The organism is Vibrio sp. 99-70-13A1 (genome assembly GCF_013114625.1).
GTDB lineage: Bacteria > Pseudomonadota > Gammaproteobacteria > Enterobacterales > Vibrionaceae > Vibrio.
On record NZ_VTXD01000003.1, the window covers coordinates 221,215 to 240,351 of the forward strand.

The window sequence follows — 19,137 nt, forward strand, 5'->3', positions numbered from 1 at the left end:
ACTCCCAATTTAAAAATGAGATCAAATCAAATTAGCCGCAGACAAAATAAAGATACCCAAAGTACAGGTGATGAGAGATACCGAGGTGGTGAGTGCAATAATATTAGCTGCGAGGGTCGAATTTCCGCCCATGGCTCTTGCCATTACATAGCTTGCCGCCGCTGTTGGAGCTGCGCTCATCAAGAAGATGAGACCTAGATCTAACCCTTTAAACCCAAAAGCCAAAGCACCAAGGGTAATCGCTAATGGAGACAGGACCAGTTTGTAGCCAGTGGCAAACCAAGTTGGTCCTTTATCGTGTTTGAGTGAGCGAATATCCAGTGAGCCACCCGTACACAAAAGAGCAAGAGGTAAGGTCATATTGGCAAAGTACTGACCCGCGTCAGCAACCATTTTAGGGACGGGAATCGATAACGAATAAAATAAAACTCCACAGGCTATCGAGATAATTAAAGGATTGCGTGTGAGTGTTTTGACGATCAGCTGGATGGCTTTTCCGCCAGACTCTTCGCCCTTAGGTGTTAAGGCTATGACGGCTTGAATATTGTAAAGTACCGTTGTTGAAGCCACGTAAATCGCAGCAAGGGCAACGCCTTCATTCCCATAAATGTTCGCAACATAAGCAAGGGCAATAATGGCGGTGTTTGCTCTGAATCCACCCTGAATAATCACCCCTCTATCTTTAGGATCTTTTATTGCCAGTTTGGTCGTAAATATGGTGAATAGGAAAAAGAGAAAGTTAGCGACTAATCCGTAAATAACCAGTTTCGCGCTTGCTGAAAAGTCATGATTAGATTGAACAATACTGAGGAACAACATAGCAGGTAAAGTGACTTGGAAGACCACTTTAGAGGCGACATCGATAAAATTTTCATTAATCAAACCGATTCGTTTTAGCAAGACTCCCAAAACGAGCATCAAGCAGATAGGACCTGTTATAGAGGCTGAAAAAGCAAACTGCTCCCAGAGAGATGTCATGAATGTTCCTTATAAATGAATTGATGGCTAACTTAAATCCAATCCAATCCAATCCAATGGGTTATGCCGCTTAATGCTTAAGTTATAGTGCCAAGGGCAAGACTTACTGCTCAATGTTTGTATGAATACTGTCGCATTTTTCCACAATTTAGGCTTTCAACAAAGTAATTTGGGCATTGAGATAAAGAAAATTTGCAAAAAAGTACGAACGTGCTAAAAATAACATCATTAAGAATGAAGTGACCGTGAAAGTGATAATTTTGGTGAATAATGAGCAAGGGTAAAATAACCAAAGAGTACATTTTGAGCTGTGCATTTGAGCTTGCTAGTGAGAATGGTTTAGAAAGCTTAACCATTGGTGAGCTGGCAAAAAAATGTGGCATGTCGAAAAGTGGTCTTTTTGCGCACTTTAACTCAAAAGAAAACTTACAAGTGTCGGTTTTAGAATACTCGAACACCATTTTTACTCAGCGTGTTATTGCTCCTGCTCGAGAGTTAGGCGATGCAGACATTGAAGCGAAATTAAAGCAGTTATTGGAAAACTGGTTAGGATGGAATCATTCATTCCAAGGTAGTTGCATGTTTATTGACGCTTGGAAAGATGCTTCCAGTGAAAGCTCTCCGATTCAAAAGGCGTTGCAAGACACCATTGCTGTTTGGATTAAGTATTTAACGATTCAAATCTCTAAGGCAATCGAAAGTAAACAGTTTCGAGCGGACTTAGATGCGAAACAAGCCACATTTGAACTCTATGGTTTGTATTTGAGTGCAAATTTATTTTATTCGCTGCAAGGTCAACAGGCGAGTCATCGCCACTTTTGGCAAGGTGTTGAACGCCTTGTCACAAGCTGGAAATAAATAGGACAAACATTAAAGGAGGAATATAGCCTCCTTTTTTAGACTAATAAAAAGCACGGTCGTTCGTTTTGGGCGGTTGGCATAAGGACAGAGTCATGAGTGAAAAAATCTATTTTAATACTTCGAATAAATTTAGCTTTAAACGAAGCTTGATAGGCGCGACAACGAACCTGCATTATATTTTGGCACCGTCTCATGCAAAAAAAACGGCTCGAAAGTTGTTGCTGACGCCTGTGCGAACAGAGGCAAAAAACGCAGAACCAGAAGGTTTAATCAAAGCTGAAGTGGTTGGGCGTGATGGAGTTTTAAAAACGTATTCGCTTGGCTCTGGACCTGCTTGGGTATTGACTCACGGGTGGTCAGGTACTGCTAGCCAGTTTTACCCTTTGATGGAACATATTGCTAAGCAGGGTTTCACAGCTTTGGCTTATGATCATCCAGCACATGGTGGAAGCGAAGGTGTTCATGGTCATATACCTGCATTTGTGAATGGCTTAGAAGCTATCTTAGACTCGGCTGATGAAGTTGTAGGGCTAGTTGGGCATAGTATGGGAACGGCTTCAGCATTGGAGTGCAAACACGCAAAGCTTGAGAATAAACCGCTACTACTGATTGCTCCTGTATTGGACTATTTGGATAACCTGTTTGGCAGCGTTGCGCGTTCTGGCTATTCAATGAAACTATTTGAAGCGGTTGTAGGGGAAGTTGAAGAGCAGTTTAACTACCCAATTCAATCTGTCGATCCATATGGGAAGTTAGCGTTACGATCTTCTCGTACCATCATCGTTCATGACGAAAAAGATAAGTTTACGAAGTTTAGTGTGTCACAACGTGCTGCGAATGAAATGGCTCAGGTCAATTTGGTTGCGACTCAAGGTCAAGGTCATGGGCGGGTAATGAAATGTCAGGAAGTGTTCGAGAGTTTCGATAATCTGATTAAATAAGTTGTACCTATTCCCTCTATTCTTATCTGCTCATTTGCAAGGCAAGGCAAGGCAAGGCAAGGCAGCGTATAAAGTAGATTGGGAAATGGGCTTTGCAGGAATGTCGCTAAGGGATTGAAGCGAATGGCATGAGATTATGCCATTCGTATATTGAGTAATTTTATTTAGCTACGTTTTTGCTGAGATCGAAGCGCACAAAATTATCGTCTTCATATTTCACTTCATATGAAAAACGATTAAACATAAAGACGGAATTGAATACCTTGGTACGATCATACTTAGACAATTTGCCTAAAAAACTGATTGTTGATTCAAGGTGACCTTCAGGAGAGAAGTGGCGATTCAAATCATCAGCCAAAACACAAATGAAGTCTTTGCCTCCTTTGTAATCTAAATCCACCTCGTTAGGTGAAGATAGCATTACTGTGCTGTTCAGCTCTCTTTCTATAGAACGAACCAGCAATAAATACTCTTCTAAATCTGCGGCTTTCACTTCACTATGAAAGTTGATCACCTCTAAAAAAAGCACTTCTAAATTCACTTTTTGATTATTGGTCGCACTTAATAGTGATTTCAATTTTTTCTTTAAAAGTTTGTATTTAGATGTGGTTGACTGTTTTTTTAACCAAAGCTTTAAAAGCAGGTTTTTGTCATTGAGAGGAAGTGGCGATTTTTTTTCTAGCTGCTTGAATTCAAGGTGCAACAATGCACTTAGAGATAGCTCTCTAAGTAGAAGGTGCGCTTGTTCTTCTTTAGATAATAGTGATTTCAAATCTTTATTTATTCATGGTGCCGAGAGAGGGACTCGAACCCTCACACCCAAAGGCACTAGCACCTCATGCTAGCGTGTCTACCAATTTCACCATCTCGGCAATCAATGTTATTGAGGAATGTCGAACTCTGAACGCTCAGCAGGAGCTTGAACTGAAGCCGGGCTTTCTTCTTGAATCGTTGGTGAGCTCATAGATATGTTAGTCAGTACGATGCTGCAACCAAAGAATAGAACAGCAGAAGCCGTTGTTAGTTTATTCAAACGGGTATCAGATTCTGAAGAGTTAGAAGCTGCGCTTGGCGTGCCAGTATTGAAGGCTGTCCCCATATTTACGCCTTTGCCTTTTTGCAAAAGAATTAATGCAATAGTAGCAACTGCAGATACAAGGCAGATTGTTGTGATAATAGTTTCCATAACGCTTTTAATACCCAAGTTAAACGACCGTTGATGATAACTAAGAACGCCTAATTTGTATAGAAACAAGCTTTAATGAGAACCTGAGTGGTTAAAAAATGCTCACATATTGCGCGGGTAAATATTTGCAGCGTTTTCATGCGTTATGTTCAACTGATTACGCGACTCTGATCGATATGATTCTAGAATATATTCGCTCTGCAAACATGTTCGATTCTACACAATCTTCGCAACTCCCCAGTATCCGCAACTCACTAATATTGGCAATGATCAACATTAAGTACTTTAAGCTACAGACTTGGTGGTTGTGTCACTATTCATAAGACTTGGCTCATCTTTATTTTCTTCCTACATGATTAAAACTAAATCAACTGAAGCCTATTCATTATGGCTGAATTTATGAGCGCGCATTTGACTTGCGGCTAACTTCTAACTGGGAATAGAAATGGATAATGTTATCGACCTTATATTTGATGGTCCCCATTTAAACGGGGGGCAGCAAGATTTTACGTTTTATGCAGAGGGTGGAAGTCCCGTTATCGTCAATCGTATTGTTGATTTTTTAGACACTAATCGAGCGAAACTAGCTGAGATCAATCTAAGCCTTTATTTATGTAACAACTTGGCTTTAGTTGACCAACTTAGGCAGTTGGCTGTGCTAGGGGTTGAAATAAATATCTATTCGATACCACTGGAAGGCTATGACGGTAAAGTGGCAAATAATGGTATTTTCCCAAGTTACTTTAATCATTCAGTACTGAATAATACTAAAAGCGGTGTTAATAAAAGCAGTAAGAAAGACATCGCAGAGCGAGTATATGATTACTTGAAGCATTCTGAGACGATGAATCTATTCATTTATGATCATATCTACTTGCGTTCTAAATCGGTCAAACCGTTTTCTCGTGGCACTGTGCCGTATAGCTTACACATCAAAAACCTTTATATAAAAATGAAAGATGGGAGTAGTTACACGGTTATTACTTCATCGAACTTAGCAGTGAGAGATCTACGGAAAGAAGAGATGTGTATCGTATTGCAGAACTCGCAAGAGTCTGGTGATAAAGCGGCTGAGTTTTATAGGCAGTTAACAATAAATAGTACTGATTATCGATTACTTAATACTAATGACGCGCACTCAAGTAATCCGCTAAACTTTCAAGAAGACACTGATAAGATTACTCCTCGGCATGGCGTTGATAATGTGTATTTTACCGGCAGTTTCTTATCCAAATCTAATGCTAACGTTGAAGCTAAATTGTCCGAACTCATCTCGAAAGCTCAAAAAAGAGTGATGATTTGTGGTCAGCATATAAGTAATTGTGCGTTGCTGCCGACCAAAGTGGGGGAGCAAGAGAAAGAAAAAAAGAAAGTGGAAGTGTCAGTATTATCCCAAACCTACACAGATAATACATATGATGCGGAATCTAAAACGGTCAATATTGACGGAAGAAGAGTGAAGTCTCGAACCCCACAAAATTCAGCAGGTTTTCGTCGGTACATTAATCAGCTGAAAAATATCCCTCAGGCAAAGTGTTACTTTAATGATTCGATTCACTTGAAGTTTATTGTGATTGACGATCATGTTGTCGTTTCTTCTGGAAACTTTACCGATACTCAATTTATCTATAAAGATGTATCGATAAGCCAATTTTCAAAGATGCCCAATGCCTCTTATCAAGGCACATTTTCAGAGGTTAATGCCTACTACATAGGATTAAATCAACCTAAATTAGCCCAACAGCTTTCAAACCACTTTCTGACCCTTGTTCGCTTACCGACAACAGTCACAGCATTTGAGAATCATTGAACTAACTGACTGGTTTACTTAACGAAAAAAAGCACTGACCTTATGTACAGCTCTTTGCTATAATCGGCGCCAAATTTAAGGGTAAGTTTAAAGTTATGACAGATAGAATTGTTTCATTTTTTGCCGGCGCTGGCGGGTTAGATCTAGGTTTCGAACAAGCAGGCTTCAATGTAGTTTGGGCAAACGAATACGATAAGGATATCTGGGCGACATACAAAAAGAACCACCCACATACAACTTTAGATCAGCGAAGCATCACTGCTATCGAAGCGGATGAAGTTCCTGAATGCGATGGAATTATTGGTGGTCCACCTTGCCAAAGCTGGAGTGAAGCAGGCGCGCAGCGTGGTATCGAAGATAAGCGTGGGCAACTGTTCTTTGATTTTATTCGTATTCTAGAAGCGAAAAAACCAAAATTTTTCTTAGCAGAAAATGTGAGCGGAATGCAGCATTCTCGCCATGCGGATGCTTTGGATAACATCAAGAAAATGTTTAAAGAAGCGGGCTACGATCTGTTCTACCAAATGATGAACGCGGTTGATCACGGTGCTGCTCAAGACCGTAAGCGCGTTATTTTTGTTGGGTTTAGAAGTGACCTAGAAATTGATTATACGTTCCCAGATCCAATTGAAAAAGAAGATCGTAAAGCGTTAAAACATATTTTGAAGGATCTGGATGGCACGGCGGTACCTGCTCTTGATAAGCAAAGACCAAACCCTGACGTTAAGTTTTTAAACCATGAATATATGATTGGTGGGTTTTCGACCATGTTCATGTCTAGAAATAGAGTAAGAACTTGGGATGAGCCTTCATTTACTATTCAGGCTGGTGGTCGGCATGCTCCGATTCATCCGAGCGCACCGAAAATGGAAAAGGTTGAAACTGATAAATTCAAATTTGTTGAAGGGCATGAATACCGACGTTTAAGCGTACGTGAATGTGCTCGAATCCAAGGTTTCCCTGATGAATTTGAGTTTGTTTATAAGAATGTAGCAGCAGGTTATAAGATGATTGGTAATGCTGTGGCTGTGCCTTTCGCTCAGGCAGTTGCATTGAGTATCAAAGAACATTTAGAGCAAGCTAAATCAAAACAAGCCGCTTAATTCTTTGTAAAGACTCTTCTGAGAAAGGTATAAGACGTACCGTTAACAAAATAGAAGTGTCATTAGTAAAAACACATGGCTAACTGGCTTTGAGTTGAGAAAAAAGGTCAAGAAGATTAATGGTTGTTAAGCTTACTTGACCTTTTTTATGCCAGATTTTTACGAGTTACTCACTTCAATAAGATCCTCGTAAACCTGTTAGTGAATGATTAACGATTAGGTTAACCACTCATTATTAGCAGTGAACGATTAACAAGGACCAATCTCTTTCCAAACGCCCCACTTACCAGTGGTTGTTGGATCTTCACCTGTTGTCCACCATTTAGCTTCCCAAATAGTGCCGCCTTTAGTGACTTGGTCGCCACCAGTGTAGATAGCGCCAGAATCCCATGCATTTGTACATGTGCCACCATCAATCACTTTCTTAAGTACTTTAACAGAAGTAGAAGCGGCAGAGTTTGCAACGCCATCGCTTACCGTTACTGTGAAGTTTAGAACAGTGTCTTGCGTATATTCACTCGCGACAAAACTTACTGAAGCGCCTTGAACCGTTGCATTAAGACCTGCTGGTACATCCCAAGAATAAGTCAGTGCATCTTGGTCTGCATCACTTGAACCTGATGCATCAACCACTACCACATCTCCAGCGTTAACTTGAGAAGGAGCTGATACAACCGCTACAGGTGCCGTATTAACAGGATCCGTGTCTTTAGCTTTTACTGTCACAACAACTGTGTCCGTTGCCGAAGCACCTTCGTTATCCGTTACTGTCAGCGTGAACGTCAGTGTTTCTTGTTGCGCTACTTCAGCTACATCAAAGCTTGCTACTGCGCTGCTTGCATTTGCAAGAGTGACAGCTGTACCGCCTACTTGAGCCCATGCATAGCTAGCAATAGTGCCGTCGCTGTCTTTAGAAGTACTGCCATCTAAAGATACAGAAACAGGGCCAACAACCGTTTGGTCTGCACCTGCTGCAGCCGTTGGTTTACGGTTTACTGGGTCTGTCGTGCCGCCCGCTAAACCTTCGTGCATTGCATTTAGGATATCGCCATTATCCGCATCGATTTCCCACGAGAATAGACCCGCTAAACCTAAACTACGAACGTAAGCACCTTTCGCTTTTACTGAACGGTCATCATCAAACGTAATCAACTTACCTGAAGTACGGTTCCAAACGTATGGCGCTTCTGCCATTTCGTCATAGCCGTATTCAAAGCCATTAATGCCCTGGTTATTTGCACCAAGCATGTGTGTTTTAATGCCTTTGTAGTCAATAACGCCGTCTTCCCAAACACCTTGTGCAGTGCTGCCTTTCAGTTTGCCGTTACCTACACCTGTCATTGGGTCAGTAGGATCTGTTAGCGAAGAAGGCATCACACCTTCCCAACCACGGCCGTACATTGCGGTACCAACAACCAGTTTGTTTGCCGGAACACCTTGAGCAAGCAGCAGTTGAATGCCGTTGTCAGTTGTGTAAGCCGGACCTTTAAACTGCTCGCCATTTTCATCCGTACCAGAGCCATCACATTGACCCGGGCGCATGAAGTTACCACAGTTAAGAGCAGTCTGGTGACCTAGTACGTTATTCCAACCGCCGTAAAAATCGTAAGTCATCGCAAAGATGTAATCCATGTGCTGGATAGCTTCGCCGTAGTTCACGTCTTCAATCTTATCGTGACCAACACCAATGGCTGAAGTCAGTTCGTAAGTACGACCATTGGTTGCTTCTAGCTCATCAAGCATTGCGCGAAGTTCTTGCATCAACGCAATGTAAGCCGGACCATCATTCACTGTATCACCAAGGTTCGCGTTTTCACCGCCACCACCAGGGAATTCCCAGTCAATATCAACACCGTCGTAGAATTTCCACGTGTTCAGGAATTTCTTAACAGAAGCGACAAACGTGTCTCGGTTTGCTTTAGTTGTGAAATCGAAGAATGGGTCTGAAAGCGTCCAACCACCGATTGATGGGATGATTTTTAGATCAGGATTACGCTGTTTAAGCGCCATCATCATCGCATAGTTACCCTTGATAGGAGAGCTGTATTCATGCCCTGCTTGTGGGAAGCTTTTTTGGAATGCAGCCCAAGGGTCATGGATAACGACTTCGTAGTCATTCACGCCATTACATGCTGTCATTAGAGCGTTGTAACTGTTACCGCCCACTGATTTAACGGATTCGTTTGGACCACAAATTGGGATAAAGCCGTAAAGGATGTGAGTTAAGTTATCCGCAGGAAGGTTATCAACCGTGTAATCACGACCGTAAATACCCCATTCAACAAAGTAAGTACCTACCACTGTATTTGGGTCTGTATTGTAAGTCTTATTGTTTGGATCGATATTCATTGTGAGAGGAGGAAGGTGAGAGCCATCCGTATCTGCAATGGTGATTTTAGCTGGAGCACTGATACTACAACCCGTAGCATCACATGCTTCAATTTTCATTTCGTATAAACCACCTTGCCCATACTCAAAAGAGGCTGTGGTTTGGCTGCCAGTTATTGGACCCGTTGCCACTTTTACACCATCGAAATAGATGTTGTAAGTGTCACCTGGTGTACCACTCCATTGGTTGAATTTTACTGCCACTTTGGCTTGGTCGTGGTACTTAACCATTTGGTTATAGCCAGACGTAGTTTCCATAGCCAATTCAATTTTAGAAAACTGAAGGTTGTTTGAACCATACATGTCGATGCTTGGTGCGCTTGGCGCAGCTTGTGCCGCCCCTGAAAGCGCCAGTGCGATACTAGCCGCACACATGTTAAAACGAATCATAGTATATCTCTCATTCCTTGAATGTTATGAAACCAAAGCCAGTTTCATAAGCTGCTCTTTTCTTTTTGGATCGAAATTGAGCATCCCATCTAGTATTCAAAAGAGTTTTAAATTCAGAACTGAAAATAAATCGCTTTTCGATTGAGAGTCGATAAATTACTTGTCGTTATCAATTTGTTACATCTTGAGTGAGGGATTGAGTCCATGTTTTATAAATTTAATATCGTTCTAATAAAAGTCTTATAAGTGGTTATAAATGAAATAAGCTAAAGGAAAATGCGATGAATGTAGCGGATAGTTTTTTCATGACTAATATTTACTAGAGGATAGAGGATAGAGGATAGAGGATAGAGGATAGAGGATAGAGGATAGAGGATAGAGGATAGAGGATAAGCTAATACTAGCGATTGAAGTGCTCAGCGAGTGAAGCTCGTCTTTGAGAGGCACCGCCACTGACCGAGGTCACAGTATGCTCGAAGCCTTCTTTGACCAAAGTTTGTGGGGGAACTGCCGGTGAAATTCGTTTTAATTGTGGTGAACGTATATTACCGCTCATTTTATAGATGGATACACCGCTGCCCGTAGTGATTAAAATATTAGAGCCATCAAATTCAAAGCTCGTACTAATTAAACGATGGTTACGAATAACGCCTTTTTCAGATAATGACAGTTTATCCGTTTGATAGGGCGGGGAACCTACTTCAATCCAATTTCCATAGACATTGCTAGGGTCGGTAAATTCTAAATGTGATTGGTATGAAGAAACTCCAACCCAAGCAATAGCAGCTAGCGCAAAACCACCAAAGATCACGCGAGCTATCAGCATGTTTCGTGCATGATTTGATTTCTTTTTGTTTGCCATAAAAGCCTAGCCATCGCTTGATCCGACTGTTGATCTTATTGATTAAAGTGTTTATTTGCAAAATAAGTTTGCGAAACACTAGGTCTTAAGCCAACTTCCCTTCCAAATTTTAGTTTGGAGGACTCTATTTGGGTATTGAGATATTTAGCTTGGTGATTTCGCTGTTGGGTAACTAGGGTGCGGGCTATTGGGAAGCTGGGGAGTTGATTTGAGTTTTTCTAAGCGATATAAATATTTCAACATAGAGTATTTAATGCTTGTGTGACTTAATGGAATTAGTTACAAAGTTTGTTGTAAATATTTGGTCGATAGGCCGTTAACAGTCCACAAGGAAGTAACATGATTAAAGAAAATACATATTTTGATGGCGGCGTTAAGTCACTTGGTTTTTCACAAAATGACGCTGAGATCAGTGTGGGTGTTATGGCAGTTGGCGAGTATACCTTTGGTACTGCTGCCCCTGAAAAAATGACAGTAGTAAAAGGTTCCCTGACGATTAAACGAGTCGGTGATTCTGATTGGTCAACATACCGTGATGGTGCTTCATTTGATGTAGTCGGTGACTCGTCATTTGACGTTCAAGTAACAGAAGCAACAGCTTACTTGTGTGAGTATTTATAATTCTGCTTGTACAGGATTAAGACTGTCTGCTATGAGACGGTCATACCCGAATAAATTGGTTCAAGTGCCTTAATATAAAGCAGTTGAACAGAAAAAGGCCACGCTTTAGGTTTATTTAAAGCGTGGCAAATTTGTGTTGAATTCAAGCATTCACTTATTAAAAGGCAATAAAATAAGTGTTTTTCATTTCTAAGATACGTCCTATCCATTTTGCGTAGCCTAGCCATCACATCTTAGTCCTAGTACTTAATGAGTTACGATTCAACTAGGGTTAATAGCTGGTAACCATCGGCGTAGACTCAAGATAAAAACTCGATTTACACGTAAAAGTAGACTGTTTCCAACAAATCTAAAATGATTCTCAAATTGACAATCAAAATCTGAAATTAGTAAGTTTCGAAAAGCCCATTGTTGTAATCCTGAATCGTTTGCTCAATTTCTTGCATGCTATTCATAACAAAAGGTCCGTAGTGAACAACAGGTTCGTTTATTGGTTCCCCACTGAATAATAGCGCTCCAGAATTCTTCGCAGCTTGCATACTTACCCATGATTCGTTTGAACCCGCTTCTTCTAGCGGTGTTAAAGCTTTTTCTTCCGGTGTTAAAAATTCTTGCGATGGCAGTAAAGCAAGTTGACCTTGATGAATCACTTGGTCATTAATTGTCAGCTCACCTTGGTATACATAGACCATCACGTTGTGAGTTTCTGGTGGAGCATATGATAGTTCGCCACCTGTTTCAGGTTTCCAATCTGCAACACTTAATGGTACGCCTGTTGTGCTTAAAGGTCCTTGAATTACTTGGTCTTTTAGCTTTATATCACCTGCAATCACTCTTACTAACCCTAAGTCAGAAGCTCTATGCTCATAGATTGTTTCAGGCTGAAAATCGTGATAACGAGCCGGCGTCATTTTGTTTTTTGCAGGCTGGTTTATCCAAATTTGGAAACCGTGCAATGCTCCTTCTTCCATGACTGGCATTTCGCTATGAATAACGCCTCTACCTGCAGCCATCCATTGGGCACCACCACTTCTTAGCTCACCAGTATTGCCCATATGATCTTTATGCTGAAAATGCCCTTGCACCATATAGGTCAGAGTTTCGATACCTCGGTGCGGGTGAGGGGGGAAGCCACCGACATAATCTTTACTTTCGTCAGACTTTAATTCGTCCACCATCAAAAATGGCGAGAATTTTGCATTATTAAAACCAGCGACTCGGCTGATTTTTACACCGTCACCATCAGAAGTTGCATGGGCATTGATAACTTGTTGAACATTTCTAATGTTAGTCATGTTGGCGTCCTGTCTAATTGGAATGAAGACAGTGTAAGTAATCCAAAGTGCAAAGAAGACCGTATAACATTGAGTGACATATTCGAAAATTTTGAATGATCATTAAGTAAGAAAAACTGACTATAATTAAGTCATGGTCATTTGAGTAAGGAGGCAATTTTGGCTGTACAACCTAAACATCAAGATAGGCACGGTAAAATTGGTTTCGAGGATGATTTCACATCGGATCAAAGACAAAGGTTTACTCACGTTGCCAATAAAGCGGTACATAGACGTGATCAAAAGCAGCTCGTCGAAGACCGATTCCTTGAGTCAGCAAAAAAGGCGGCATTTAAGCCTGTAGTCAAATCGAAATCATCAAAGCCGAATAAAGCTAGGCAGGTTATATGGATCATTATGATTGGTCTGATTAGCTTATGGGCAATGTATATGACTAACTAGTACTTGTTAGTCAACCTAGTATTGGTTCATTACAGTAAGCTAAACGCTGGATTATTCTTTCCGTTTTTTTAGCGGGGTAACATTGCTGCCTTTAACTAAGGGAGAGAATATATCTGGGCATGTTTCAATTTTGGTCGATGAAGGATTATTGTGGTAATAAGCAAAACGGTTTTTCCCAGAATGTTTAGCGTGATACATCGCCTTATCTGCACATCGGGTCAGTTCAGGTAATTCAGTCGCATCTTGTGGGTACAAAGCCACTCCTACACTCAACGTTAGCTCATTAAGCCGTTCTTGATTTTTGTAACCGTTATCAAATAAACGACAAATCCTTCCTAGGATGCTATCTAAATCATTAATTGAACGTACATCATAAAGCATCAATACAAACTCATCCCCAGCGAAACGCGCAATGGAGTAATCGTGCTTTTCTGTTTTTCTATCTTTGGTACGAATGTTATTACTTAAGCGCTTTGCGAAATGTTGCAGGACCCTGTCTCCCACGTCATGCCCGTAGTTATCATTGATGGATTTAAAGTTATCAATATCCAAGAAAACCAAAGCGGTGACTGAATGTTTAGTATTCACGCTTCTGAGTTTTTCTGATGCCCAATTCTCAAAGCTCCATCGGTTAGCAAGACCCGTTAACTGATCCATATACGCGAGGTCTTCAATGCCTTCTTGATATAAGCATTGAATATAGCTGACCACTTTATTGTAGTAATAAGCTGAGGTATGGCACACCACGCTCATGGTGAATAGGCTTATTGTCAAACGGTGTGTTGAGTCGACGGGTAAAGAGAAAGCTGAATTAGAGAACACCAGTAGCCCGCTAATAAGTACGCAAAACGACATGCTCAGCAGTAACCCAATTTTAAAGTCGTTAATGAAGATGACAGTCGCAAGGATAGGGTATAGCCAAAGCGTTCTATCGGGAATGGCTTCGCTATACAGTAAAAGAATGGTGCCTTGAACCAGTAACACCCAACTCAAGATTAAGTCTGAATATCTAGGGTGCTGGGCTTGTTTGACATACACGGCATTAAAGAGCGCCACAATCGCGAAAGAAAAATCGATGCCAGCTAAAATCAATTGATGAGCTTGCAGGTACGTCCATGCATAAAAAAAGAACAAAACAGAGGAAGCCAAAGAACATAGGTACACTATTTTTTGTTTTCGAGTTGAGCGGATATCCGCCATTTCCTCTAAGTGTCTCCCCACAAGATTAGTCATACTTTTCCCTAGCATGTAAATATTCATTTGCAGGTTAAGCTTAGGTGAAATATATGATTTTGGATGGATATCACACTCATCTGATGTGACTAAGCTCTAAATTTCATATAAAGAATGTAAGGGTTATATTCATACCAGTGAATAACAGGCGTATTAATGACGAAATTTTAATTGCTTACTTTTTATATGGTTATTGTGCGAAGTGGCATTTTATTGACTAATAACAAGAACCTGAAACAATAACACCAGTTTATAGATTAGAGCGTGATTATGAAAAAAGAATCTAAGCGTATATTGAGACCTTTTCCATCAAAAATGCGTAAAAGCAGAGTTTTCCCAATGTTAGGTGCATCATTACTGTCATTGCCTGCTGCTGCGGATATTTCTACCACTCCTATTGTTGGCGGGATATTCAGCTCATCAGAAGTCTTAAAAAATCAGGTTCTTTCTACATTAAGTTATTCGACAACCTTAACAAGAGATGCGGCTTTATTTACCATTGCTGGTGTGACGTTGGATACTTATATTTTGACTTTACCGCTTGAGGTAAAGCTCAAAGCAAAAGTGATTGCTCAGCTTTCTAACCCTACTTACTCTGTTCCTTTAGGTTACTTTTTATATACTTATTATGACCGTTATTCAGGGGTAAGCAGCGAAGACGAGTTTAAGCAATACCTGTCCACAATTTATGATGAACAAGTGCTGAAAGGGTTTGAACATAGCTTGTTTTCTGTAAGTGATAGCGGTGCTCATAAAGGACATGCCTCTGTTAAAGGTGGTGCAGAGAAACATGCTGACGAACCAATCAAAACCACAGAGCCCACAGGCCATCATGAAGGTATTCAAGTTGATGACCAATTCATTGCCAATATGGTGGTGATTTACGATGCCTTGTTTGATCTTGGTGTTTGGCAGGATATGGATCAGTTACCTGAAACTTATACTTACCTAACTGATTCAGATGAAGATCTTGCCATCATTAATACCGTTCAACCGATTGTTGTTGATTTGATCAACAAAGCTGCTTTTGGCATGGATGACGGCGAGATGAAATGGGCTCTGCTCGCCATTGCAGAAGATGGCAAGCCAGAATACTTATCAAAGCCGAATAATAAAGCTCAAGCTTTGACAATTACACTGATCGACTTTGTTCGTCTTAACTTGCTTAAAGCTTATCGCCAGTTTGTCTTTAAAGAAGAACGCGCAATTGCACTGAATGATTGGATGCAGCAGGCATTTGACGATAGCCCGAATAGCCTTGTGCAGTTTCTTTACTCGCAGCAAAACCGACGCTTTGCGGTACAAGTGACCGTGGATGGTTTACAGCAAGGTTTGATGGAAGGGCTTGTCGATCCGACTTCTCCTTTTATTCGCCAAGCTTACCAAAAGCACGAACAGCGAGCGTCTTACAAACCGATCCTTGAACCTGTCATAGAACCAAAACATGAGCAACAAGTTCGCTTTATGGAAGTGCTGTCGGAACAAGTCTATAAAGACCCCCATTACCTGCCACTGTTTAAGCGCTTATATCGTGACAACAAACAAAATATAAGCCGTGTGGGTGTGTCATCGACGCCAACAATCAGTGTACGAAACCTACCGATTATTAAGACTGGTGCGAAAGTTTCAGGGGAAGGGGGAACTGGTATTCCTAATTTCCATTTTGTCGATCGTGAAGAAGACCGCGCGTATTACTTCTTTGGTAATGATGCGTTACAGCTTGATATTTTAATGGCAGATCGAAAGGTGAAAACCATGTTTGATCGCCTAGAATATCTGAAAACACTTAACTGTAATGGCCAGTATGACTGGAACGCACACACCACTTACGATGGGTTAGTGAACCTTGGGTTGGGAGAGTCTTTACGGGACTATGGTGAAAAGCGCTGTGTTAAAGAGTTACAGTTGCGTGCGGAAGTTGAGGTTGATTTAAAGCAACAGCGCGCCGCATTAATTGAAGATATTAATGCCTATATGTCTATTTCTGGATTTGATGTGTTTACTAAAATGGCGAAGAAAGTTCAGGTTGAACAAGCCATTAGCGCATACTCAAAGTTAGATGGTAAAGGTATGCCAGATTACACCTTAGTGTATAACCCATGGCCTGATCATTTTGCCCATTTCACCGGCCCATTCAGTGATGAAATTTTGATGCCAACGGGGGAGTTAAATCGTTTGGACTATTGGTTAACTCAAATAGAGAATACTTATAAATCGGCTGGTATTTATGATCAAACCTTGTGGGGCATGGCTGGTGACCATGGTTTAACGCCTGTCTTTTATGCCCTAAACCCTGAAAAGCAGGTATTAGAGAACTTACAGAAAGAATTGGATTATCCGATTGTGGTCAAAAAGATATCTTCAGATGAAGGTGAAGGACCAAAGATCACCAATGCTCTGAGCTTCCCAAGCTTAAAAGAGGTAGATGTGGTCGTTGCTTCGACAGCTGGTGGTAATTTTATGATGGATTTCTTTAATTCCAAACTAGGGTGGAAGCATCAACCTGTATACTCTGAACTGACACAGTGGAAGCCTATCGCCGCGCCTGCTGGTGAAGCTATCGATATTATTGATCAAACGGTTCAACGCTTACCTGAAACTCTCGATTACTTAGTGGTAAGAGAGCAAGAGTGCAATGCGAGTTTTTGCCAGGTGCGAGTGATTGGTAATAGAGATACCCAGCGAATTGATGAGCTTATCACGCGAGACGGGGACAAGGTTTTCTATGAGTCTGTGATGGCGAAGCAACGTCCGAAACTCTTAAATGTGCAAGAATTGAATCCATATCTTCCAAAGCCTACCCATATTGCGTTCGCGCAGTATTCCGCTTTAGTCGATAAGTGCCTAAATAGAGCCGACAAAGACAAAGTTGAGACTTGGTGCAGCCGTCAAGAATGGAAGAACCTTACCCAGTTAACTCCAAGACCTGATGCATTAAACCAATTAGTGGATGTGTATTTAGAAGATCGCGCAGGTACCGTAAACCTGTTCCCTAAAGAAGGCATTGGTTATAACACCAAAGTACCAGGACGACATGCGGGTGAAGACTATTTAGAGAAAGATGCTTTTCTTGGGTTTTGGGGCTCTCCTATAGGAGATAAACCTGTGCCTATGAATATTGAATCTAACGGATCTCTAGCCCCAACTTTGTTTGAATACCTAACAGGGGAAGAAGTCATTGCGGGTGAAAATGGCTGGGGGTATCCTTCGTTAATCAATAAATTAGATATCATTCAACCGACTATTCAAAAGTCAGCCCTTTAAACGGGATAAGTGAACCATTAGAGGCTTTATTATGTTAATTACGTTTAGCTGTAAGTCGCACTCTAATGTCACCATGTTTGGTGATGTTGGGCTGCAATTGATTAAATTACTTGGTCATAGTGGCGATATTCCAGGAGCGTTAGATGCGTCTTCTATTCCTGATGCGCTTGCTCGTTTACGCGCGGCAATAGAAGCAGAAAAGCGCCTTGAAGCGGAACGCAAACAATCTACGGGCTATGACGACATCGACGATGATCTGAACGCAGACGATTTAAACGAAGGTGATAGCTACACTGATGTGCCTGTGAATATTGCTAATCGAGCTTTTCCATTACTAGAGTTGCTAGAGTCTGCTGTAAAAGAAGAATGCGAAGTGATGTGGGAAGATTCAAGTAATAAAAGCTTCTAATTAGTTAACGCTAAAATACTTGAAACAGAATCAATACCTACAAAAAGAGCCAGTGTTAGGCGAAGTCTATCTAAGACATAGGCTTGCTTACACTGGCTCTTTTAGGTTGTCTTTTCTTTTTTTTGAGCGGTAACTTAGCTAGAAAAGCTTATTCAGCGGCTGAGCAATAGCAACTCAGTACTTATTTTTTAGCAGAGCGTTGTTGCTCTTTTAACGCTAGCTTTTCTTTCTTACGTTGCTCAATAAGCTGCGCTGCAGCACCACCAACGTGGGTTTCGCCACGTTCATTAGACAGTTGAACTTGCTTCTCACGCTCGCGGAAACGCGCTTTTTGTTCATCACTGTGCTTATCAATACATTTAGGGCAGCTAACGCCTTTTTCAAAATGAACTGACTGCATATCTTCTGCGGTAATCGGTAAGCGGCATGCGTTACATACATCGTATCCACTTTTCTCTAATTGATGGTTAACCGCAACACGGCCATCAAAGACATAGCAATCACCTTCCCACATGCTTTCTTCTTCAGGCACTTCTTCTAAGTACTTTAGAATGCCGCCTTCAAGGTGGTAAACCTCATCAAAACCTTGCTCTTTCATGTAGGCAGTCGATTTTTCACAACGAATACCACCGGTACAAAACATCGCGACTTTTTTATGCTTAGCAGGGTCTAAGTTATCAGCAACATATTGTGGGAATTCACGGAAGGTTTCCGTATTTGGGTTAACGGCATTTTTGAATGTACCGATATCAACTTCGTAATCATTACGTGTATCAACAAGAAGTACTTCAGGATCTGAAATTAAGTCATTCCATTCATTTGGTTTGACGTAAGTGCCAACAACGTTAAGAGGGTCGATACCTTCAACGCCCATGGTTACGATCTCTTTCTTAAGCTTAACCTTGGTACGGTTGAATGGTTGTTCTTCGTTGAACGACTCTTTGTAAACAACATCAGCCAAGCGAGAGTCTTGTTTGAACCATTGAAGAAGGGCGTCGATAGATTCGCGCTTACCCGCAACTGTGCCGTTGATGCCTTCGCTCGCAAGTAACAAAGTACCGCGGATTTGGTTAGCTTCTAAAACGTCAGTTAGTGGCTGGCGAATTTCTTGGTAATCATCAAGTGCTACGAATTTATACAGAGCACATACAACATATTGAGACATGGTTTTTCCTTTCTGCGAGCTGGAACGTAAATCCAGAGCGTTGCCTTTTATGATCAAAGCTCAGTTGGTGAGCTTAGCTAAACTTAAACTTAAACGTAAACTTGGCTTTGTCATGTTGGCTAATTAAAATCCGCCGCAGTATAACCAAGGCAATGTAAGACAAAAACCAACTAACTGAAGGGTTATTTAT

General features: G+C 41.1%; 16 protein-coding genes and 1 tRNA gene. 8 read left to right on the forward strand and 9 right to left on the reverse strand.

The window, feature by feature from the left end:
* Nucleotides 1-21: 21 nt before the first annotated feature.
* A complete protein-coding gene (locus F0226_RS04410) occupies nucleotides 22-978 on the reverse strand; it encodes an AEC family transporter (RefSeq protein ID WP_171734504.1) in 957 nt (318 codons plus the stop codon).
* Between the two features lie 270 nt (nucleotides 979-1,248).
* Here F0226_RS04410 and F0226_RS04415 point away from each other — a divergent pair, with 270 nt between their 5' ends.
* The gene (locus F0226_RS04415; RefSeq protein WP_171734505.1) at nucleotides 1,249-1,836 is read left to right on the forward strand and encodes a TetR/AcrR family transcriptional regulator; all 588 of its coding nucleotides are present in this window, start codon (nucleotides 1,249-1,251) and stop codon (nucleotides 1,834-1,836) included.
* Nucleotides 1,837-1,931: 95 nt separating this feature from the next.
* A complete protein-coding gene (locus F0226_RS04420) occupies nucleotides 1,932-2,780 on the forward strand; it encodes an alpha/beta hydrolase (protein ID WP_171734506.1) in 849 nt (282 codons plus the stop codon).
* 160 nt (nucleotides 2,781-2,940) lie between these two features.
* On the opposite strand, the gene F0226_RS04425 is transcribed toward F0226_RS04420, so the two are convergent.
* The 3 genes from F0226_RS04425 to secG all read right to left on the reverse strand — a co-directional run bounded on the left by F0226_RS04425 (nucleotide 2,941) and on the right by secG (nucleotide 3,966).
* Complete coding sequence (locus F0226_RS04425; protein WP_171734507.1) at nucleotides 2,941-3,552, reverse strand: DUF2913 family protein; 612 nt, start codon at nucleotides 3,550-3,552, stop codon at nucleotides 2,941-2,943.
* A 15-nt stretch (nucleotides 3,553-3,567) separates the two neighbouring features.
* Nucleotides 3,568-3,652 (reverse strand) — tRNA-Leu (locus F0226_RS04430).
* Nucleotides 3,653-3,660: 8 nt separating this feature from the next.
* Nucleotides 3,661-3,966: a preprotein translocase subunit SecG gene (gene secG / locus F0226_RS04435; RefSeq protein WP_171734508.1), complete on the reverse strand. Its 306-nt coding sequence runs from the start codon at nucleotides 3,964-3,966 to the stop codon at nucleotides 3,661-3,663.
* 445 nt (nucleotides 3,967-4,411) lie between these two features.
* Here secG and F0226_RS04440 point away from each other — a divergent pair, with 445 nt between their 5' ends.
* Nucleotides 4,412-5,776, forward strand: a complete 1,365-nt coding sequence (locus tag F0226_RS04440; protein ID WP_171734509.1) for a phospholipase D-like domain-containing protein — start codon at nucleotides 4,412-4,414, stop codon at nucleotides 5,774-5,776.
* Nucleotides 5,777-5,871: 95 nt separating this feature from the next.
* On the forward strand, nucleotides 5,872-6,879 hold the full coding sequence (locus F0226_RS04445; RefSeq protein ID WP_171734510.1) for a DNA cytosine methyltransferase: 1,008 nt from the start codon (nucleotides 5,872-5,874) through the stop codon (nucleotides 6,877-6,879).
* A 249-nt stretch (nucleotides 6,880-7,128) separates the two neighbouring features.
* On the opposite strand, the gene F0226_RS04450 is transcribed toward F0226_RS04445, so the two are convergent.
* Entirely contained in the window at nucleotides 7,129-9,657 is a 2,529-nt protein-coding gene (locus F0226_RS04450; protein WP_171734511.1) for a glycosyl hydrolase family 18 protein, read from the reverse strand.
* A 400-nt stretch (nucleotides 9,658-10,057) separates the two neighbouring features.
* Complete coding sequence (locus tag F0226_RS04455) at nucleotides 10,058-10,519, reverse strand: DUF2850 domain-containing protein (protein ID WP_253820753.1); 462 nt, start codon at nucleotides 10,517-10,519, stop codon at nucleotides 10,058-10,060.
* A gap of 339 nt (nucleotides 10,520-10,858) precedes the next feature.
* On the opposite strand from F0226_RS04455, the gene F0226_RS04460 reads away from it, so the two are divergent.
* On the forward strand, nucleotides 10,859-11,140 hold the full coding sequence (locus F0226_RS04460; RefSeq protein ID WP_171734512.1) for a pyrimidine/purine nucleoside phosphorylase: 282 nt from the start codon (nucleotides 10,859-10,861) through the stop codon (nucleotides 11,138-11,140).
* A 386-nt stretch (nucleotides 11,141-11,526) separates the two neighbouring features.
* Here F0226_RS04460 and F0226_RS04465 read toward each other — a convergent pair whose 3' ends face one another.
* Nucleotides 11,527-12,435, reverse strand: coding sequence for a pirin family protein (locus F0226_RS04465; protein ID WP_171734513.1), 909 nt, complete (start codon nucleotides 12,433-12,435; stop codon nucleotides 11,527-11,529).
* A 159-nt stretch (nucleotides 12,436-12,594) separates the two neighbouring features.
* On the opposite strand from F0226_RS04465, the gene F0226_RS04470 reads away from it, so the two are divergent.
* A complete protein-coding gene (locus F0226_RS04470) occupies nucleotides 12,595-12,876 on the forward strand; it encodes a hypothetical protein (RefSeq protein WP_171734514.1) in 282 nt (93 codons plus the stop codon).
* Between the two features lie 51 nt (nucleotides 12,877-12,927).
* On the opposite strand, the gene F0226_RS04475 is transcribed toward F0226_RS04470, so the two are convergent.
* Nucleotides 12,928-14,109: a GGDEF domain-containing protein gene (locus tag F0226_RS04475; protein ID WP_253820754.1), complete on the reverse strand. Its 1,182-nt coding sequence runs from the start codon at nucleotides 14,107-14,109 to the stop codon at nucleotides 12,928-12,930.
* A gap of 315 nt (nucleotides 14,110-14,424) precedes the next feature.
* Between F0226_RS04475 and F0226_RS04480 the strand changes: the two genes are divergently transcribed.
* Both F0226_RS04480 and F0226_RS04485 read left to right on the forward strand, forming a co-directional pair.
* Nucleotides 14,425-17,373 (forward strand): alkaline phosphatase family protein, encoded by a 2,949-nt coding sequence (locus F0226_RS04480; RefSeq protein WP_171734571.1) that lies wholly within the window; start codon nucleotides 14,425-14,427, stop codon nucleotides 17,371-17,373.
* Between the two features lie 31 nt (nucleotides 17,374-17,404).
* Nucleotides 17,405-17,782, forward strand: coding sequence for a DUF1840 domain-containing protein (locus tag F0226_RS04485; RefSeq protein WP_171734515.1), 378 nt, complete (start codon nucleotides 17,405-17,407; stop codon nucleotides 17,780-17,782).
* A 181-nt stretch (nucleotides 17,783-17,963) separates the two neighbouring features.
* Here the strand turns inward: F0226_RS04485 and F0226_RS04490 are convergent, their stop codons facing one another.
* The gene (locus tag F0226_RS04490) at nucleotides 17,964-18,947 is read right to left on the reverse strand and encodes a rhodanese-related sulfurtransferase (protein ID WP_171734516.1); all 984 of its coding nucleotides are present in this window, start codon (nucleotides 18,945-18,947) and stop codon (nucleotides 17,964-17,966) included.
* Between the last annotated feature and the right edge of the window lie 190 nt (nucleotides 18,948-19,137).

What these genes read in the sequence shown, in the direction of transcription:
- F0226_RS04410 (WP_171734504.1), bottom strand. Translation starts at nt 978, where the DNA reads ATGACATCTCTCTGGGAGCAGTTTGCTTTTTCAGCCTCTATAACAGGT.
- F0226_RS04415 (WP_171734505.1), top strand. Translation starts at nt 1,249, where the DNA reads ATGAGCAAGGGTAAAATAACCAAAGAGTACATTTTGAGCTGTGCATTT.
- F0226_RS04420 (WP_171734506.1), top strand. Translation starts at nt 1,932, where the DNA reads ATGAGTGAAAAAATCTATTTTAATACTTCGAATAAATTTAGCTTTAAA.
- secG (WP_171734508.1), bottom strand. Translation starts at nt 3,966, where the DNA reads ATGGAAACTATTATCACAACAATCTGCCTTGTATCTGCAGTTGCTACT.
- F0226_RS04440 (WP_171734509.1), top strand. Translation starts at nt 4,412, where the DNA reads ATGGATAATGTTATCGACCTTATATTTGATGGTCCCCATTTAAACGGG.
- F0226_RS04445 (WP_171734510.1), top strand. Translation starts at nt 5,872, where the DNA reads ATGACAGATAGAATTGTTTCATTTTTTGCCGGCGCTGGCGGGTTAGAT.
- F0226_RS04450 (WP_171734511.1), bottom strand. Translation starts at nt 9,657, where the DNA reads ATGATTCGTTTTAACATGTGTGCGGCTAGTATCGCACTGGCGCTTTCA.
- F0226_RS04455 (WP_253820753.1), bottom strand. Translation starts at nt 10,519, where the DNA reads ATGGCAAACAAAAAGAAATCAAATCATGCACGAAACATGCTGATAGCT.
- F0226_RS04460 (WP_171734512.1), top strand. Translation starts at nt 10,859, where the DNA reads ATGATTAAAGAAAATACATATTTTGATGGCGGCGTTAAGTCACTTGGT.
- F0226_RS04465 (WP_171734513.1), bottom strand. Translation starts at nt 12,435, where the DNA reads ATGACTAACATTAGAAATGTTCAACAAGTTATCAATGCCCATGCAACT.
- F0226_RS04475 (WP_253820754.1), bottom strand. Translation starts at nt 14,109, where the DNA reads ATGACTAATCTTGTGGGGAGACACTTAGAGGAAATGGCGGATATCCGC.
- F0226_RS04480 (WP_171734571.1), top strand. Translation starts at nt 14,425, where the DNA reads ATGCGTAAAAGCAGAGTTTTCCCAATGTTAGGTGCATCATTACTGTCA.
- F0226_RS04485 (WP_171734515.1), top strand. Translation starts at nt 17,405, where the DNA reads ATGTTAATTACGTTTAGCTGTAAGTCGCACTCTAATGTCACCATGTTT.
- F0226_RS04490 (WP_171734516.1), bottom strand. Translation starts at nt 18,947, where the DNA reads ATGTCTCAATATGTTGTATGTGCTCTGTATAAATTCGTAGCACTTGAT.